Consider the following 3686-nt stretch of genomic DNA (forward strand, 5'->3'; position numbering starts at 1 on the left):
AGCGCGCTGCACTGCAAGAGTGGCTCGACTACCACCGCCAGACGCTGGTGCACAAGTGCGCCGGCCTCACTGCCGAACAGTTATGTCTGCGCGCGGTCCCGCCGTCGACGCTGAGCCTGCTCGGTCTCGTCCGCCACATGTTGGAGGTCGAACGCAGTTGGTTCCTGCACGGTCTCGCTCGCCTCGACCGTCCGCCGATCTACTACTCCCCCGACAACCGGGACGGCGACTTCGACGACGTCGATCCGCAGCAGGCCGAGGCCGACTACACCGCCTACCTCGCCGAGTGCGCGGAAGCGGACGCCGCCATCGCCGGAAAGAGCCTCGACGACACACTGGTGACGCGCCGCGGCGAGACCATCGATCTGCGTTGGATCTACCTCCACATGATCGAGGAGTACGCCCGCCACAACGGCCACGCCGACCTGCTGCGCGAGTGCATCGACGGCGTGACCGGCGATTGACCCGTGCGGTCGCGCGCCACCGATCTCACTGCGAGCTGAACGCGGCCAGCAGCTGCTCGTGCGCGGTGGCGATCGCCATGATCATCCGCCGGGCATACACCGCGGCCAGCGCATACGCACCCGCGCCGATCACCGCCGCGACCACCCCGGCCGTGGTCGAGAACCCGGCCGCGATCACGACAACGATCACGAACAGGCTCGAGATCAGGTACCACGTCCACCACCACCCGGCGAGGCCACGGTTGCGGTCGGCGCGCGGGAACGCGTCGGCCGCCACTTGGTACGGGAACCAGAAGCTGACGATCGGGACGAAGAAGCCCAGCGCCGCCCACACCGGGTCGCGGCGCGCCGGCAGCGCGGCGTTGCGGGCGAACTTCGCGGCGCGATACAGCCAGATCATCAAGAAGATCTCCGCGACGAAGACCGCGATCCCGATCAGCTCGGTGAAGGCGAAGCCAGATGGCATCGCGGGTTCGGTGACCGTCCCGTCGGCGTTGGTCGTCGCGTCGAGCGACTTGCGGAAGAAGTCACCGAACACGGCCGCCGCGACGAACTGGTTGACCGCGCCGATCAAGGCAGCGAGCACGACGGCGATGGACGCGCGCCCGGCGGCTACGTGCTCGTCGTCGAGATCCTTGCGCGGATCAAGCCGGTAGAAGCTCGGCGCGGACGGTGCCGTGTATGAGGACCAGGCCCGTCCGTCCCACCACCGCACACCATTCGAGAACGGGTCGGGATACCAGCCGGGCTCCATGCGGGCAGTGTGCCGGAAGTCAACGCACCGAGATCATCGCCGCGCCGCGCGCAACGATCTCGCCGACCACCGGGGCGCCGGGAAGCTCTCCCACGATCAGCAGACCACCGCTGGTCTGCGCGTCCGCGAGCAGCAGTAGTTCGGTCTCGTCGACCGTCGCGTCGAGTCCCGGACGCACCCACTCGAGATTGCGGCGGGTGCCGCCGCTGATGTAGCCCTCGGCGGCCGACGCGCGGGCAGCGTCCAGGTACGGGACGGCGGCCGAGTCGAGCACCGCCGAGACACCCGAGGCGCGCATCATCTTGTACAGGTGCCCGAGCAGCCCGAACCCGGTCACGTCCGTCGCCGCGCGCACTCCGGCCGCCACGGCGGCCGTCGCGGCATCGGCGTTCAATGAGGCCATGGTCTCGACCGCCTGCGGGAACACCTCCCCCGTCGCCTTGTGCCGGTTGTTCAAGACCCCCAGACCGAGCGGCTTCGTCAGCGTCAGCGGCAAGCCGGCGCGCGCGCTGTCGTTGCGCATCAACTGGTCCGGTGCGGCCACACCCGTGACCGCCATGCCGTACTTCGGCTCAGGATCGTCGATGCTGTGCCCGCCGCCGACCGGGCAGCCCGCCAGCGTCGCGACGTCGAACCCGCCGCGCAGCACCTCGGTCAGCAGCTCGCTCGGCAGCACGTCCCTGGGCCAGCCGACAAGGTTGATCGCAACGATCGGACGGCCCCCCATCGCGTACACGTCCAAGAGCGCGTTCGCTGCAGCGATCCGGCCCCAGTCGTACGGATCGTCGACCACCGGCGTGAAGAAGTCGGCGGTGCTGATCACTGCGGTGTCCGGGCCGATGCTGACCACCGCACCGTCGTCGCCGTCGTCGAGACCGACCAGCAGGTCCGCGTTCCGCTGCCCGCCGAGGCCGGCAACCACCGCCTCGAGTTCGCCGGGAGGGATCTTGCAGGCGCAGCCGCCGCCGTGCGCGTACTGGGTCAGTCGAACCGCCACAAGCCAACGGTACGGTGATCAGCGGAGGCGTATGGGTACCTGGTGGTCCTCCCGGTCTTCAAAACCGGTGAAGCCGAGCAACTCGGCTTGGCGGGTTCGATTCCCGTCCGCCTCCGCGTTCGCCGGCTGCACGAGGTAGGGAGGCCCCGTGTCCGACCCGCGTCGCCTTGTGCCGCGCACCGACGCCGTCCTCGCCGATCCACGCATCGTCGAAGCGACCCGACGGTTCGGACGAGCGCGCGTGAAGCGCGCCGTCACTGCCGGCCTGCAGCTCGTCCGCGACGGCCGCATTGCCCCGGACGACGTCGCCGACGAGGTACTCGCCGCGCTCGGCAACCCGCCGTCCGCGCTGCGGGCGGTGATCAACGCGACCGGCGTCGTGCTGCACACGAACCTCGGTCGCGCCCCGCTCGGCGACGCGGCTCGTGAGGCGGTCGCGGCGGCCGCCGGCTACGTCGATGTCGAGTACGACCTGGGGACGGGCCGCCGGGCCCGGCGCGGCCGCGGTGCCCTGGCTGCGCTCACCCGCGCCGTCCCGGGTGCCGACGCCGCGCTCGTGGTCAACAACGGCGCTGCCGCCCTGGTGCTCGCTACCACCGCGCTCGCGGCCGGGCGCGAGGTCGTGATCAGCCGCGGCGAGCTCGTCGAGATCGGCGACGGATTCCGGCTGCCCGACCTGATCACCTCGACCGGCGCGCGGCTGCGCGAGGTCGGCACCACGAACCGGGTCACGCTCGCCGACTACGCCGCCGCGATCGGTCCGGACACCGGCTGCATCCTCAAGGTGCACCCGAGCAACTTCCGGATCGAGGGGTTCACCAGTTCTGTCGTCGTGCGCGACCTCGCCGGGCTGGGTGTGCCGGTCGTGGTCGACACCGGCAGCGGCCTGCTCGCCCCGCATCCGCTGCTGCCGGACGAGCCCGACGTCGCCTCGGCGGTCGCCGCGGGCGCTGCGCTGGTGACGGCGAGCGGCGACAAGCTGCTCGGCGGACCCCAGGCCGGGCTCGTGCTCGGCGAGGCCGCCGCCGTCGAGCAGCTGCGGCGGCACCCGCTGGCCCGCGCGCTGCGCGTCGACAAGCTGACCCTCGCGGCGCTCGAGGCCACGCTGCGCGGGCCCCTCCCGCCCGTGGCCGCCACCCTGCACGCCGAGCCCGCGGCCCTGCGCGCCCGCACCGAGCGCCTCGCCGCAGCCCTGGGCCGGCAGGTCGTCGAGGTGGCCGGGGCCGTCGGCGGGGGAGCCGCCCCCGGTATGCCGCTGCCGGGCGTCGCCGTCGAGCTGCCCCCGGGCTGCGCCGAGCCCCTCCGGCTCGGGGAGCCGCCGGTCGTCGCCCGGGTCGAGCGCGGACGCTGCCTCGTCGACCTCCGGTGCATCCCCGCCGAGTCGGACGGCGCCCTCGAGGCGGCCCTGCGGTCCGTGCTGGCCGTCGTCCCCGCGGCCGAGGACTGAGCCGTGCACGTGCTCGCCACGGCC

At 72.2% G+C, this 3686-nt stretch carries 4 protein-coding genes and 1 tRNA gene; 3 read left to right on the forward strand and 2 right to left on the reverse strand.

The features are described from left to right. Window positions 1-464 (forward strand): DinB family protein (locus ACTHMS_RS06700; RefSeq protein WP_440305892.1); only part of this gene is annotated, 464 nt, incomplete at its 5' end. A 25-nt stretch (window positions 465-489) separates the two neighbouring features. Here ACTHMS_RS06700 and ACTHMS_RS06705 read toward each other — a convergent pair. Together ACTHMS_RS06705 and selD are read right to left on the reverse strand one after the other, a co-directional pair. Further along, window positions 490-1218, reverse strand: coding sequence for a DUF4328 domain-containing protein (locus ACTHMS_RS06705; RefSeq protein ID WP_440305893.1), 729 nt, complete (start codon window positions 1216-1218; stop codon window positions 490-492). A 19-nt stretch (window positions 1219-1237) separates the two neighbouring features. Further along, on the reverse strand, window positions 1238-2215 hold the full coding sequence (gene selD, locus ACTHMS_RS06710; RefSeq protein WP_440305894.1) for a selenide, water dikinase SelD: 978 nt from the start codon (window positions 2213-2215) through the stop codon (window positions 1238-1240). 23 nt (window positions 2216-2238) lie between these two features. On the opposite strand from selD, the gene ACTHMS_RS06715 reads away from it, so the two are divergent. Together ACTHMS_RS06715 and selA are read left to right on the forward strand one after the other, a co-directional pair. Then, a tRNA-Sec gene (locus ACTHMS_RS06715) sits at window positions 2239-2332 on the forward strand. A gap of 31 nt (window positions 2333-2363) precedes the next feature. Then, the gene (gene selA, locus ACTHMS_RS06720; RefSeq protein ID WP_440305895.1) at window positions 2364-3662 is read left to right on the forward strand and encodes an L-seryl-tRNA(Sec) selenium transferase; all 1299 of its coding nucleotides are present in this window, start codon (window positions 2364-2366) and stop codon (window positions 3660-3662) included. Window positions 3663-3686 lie beyond the last annotated feature (24 nt).

This window comes from Jatrophihabitans sp., assembly GCF_051960575.1.
Classification (GTDB): domain Bacteria; phylum Actinomycetota; class Actinomycetes; order Mycobacteriales; family Jatrophihabitantaceae; genus JBQCEE01.

Excerpts from the sequence above, each read along its gene's own strand:
- ACTHMS_RS06705 (WP_440305893.1), bottom strand. The coding sequence starts at position 1,218 with ATGGAGCCCGGCTGGTATCCCGACCCGTTCTCGAATGGTGTGCGGTGG.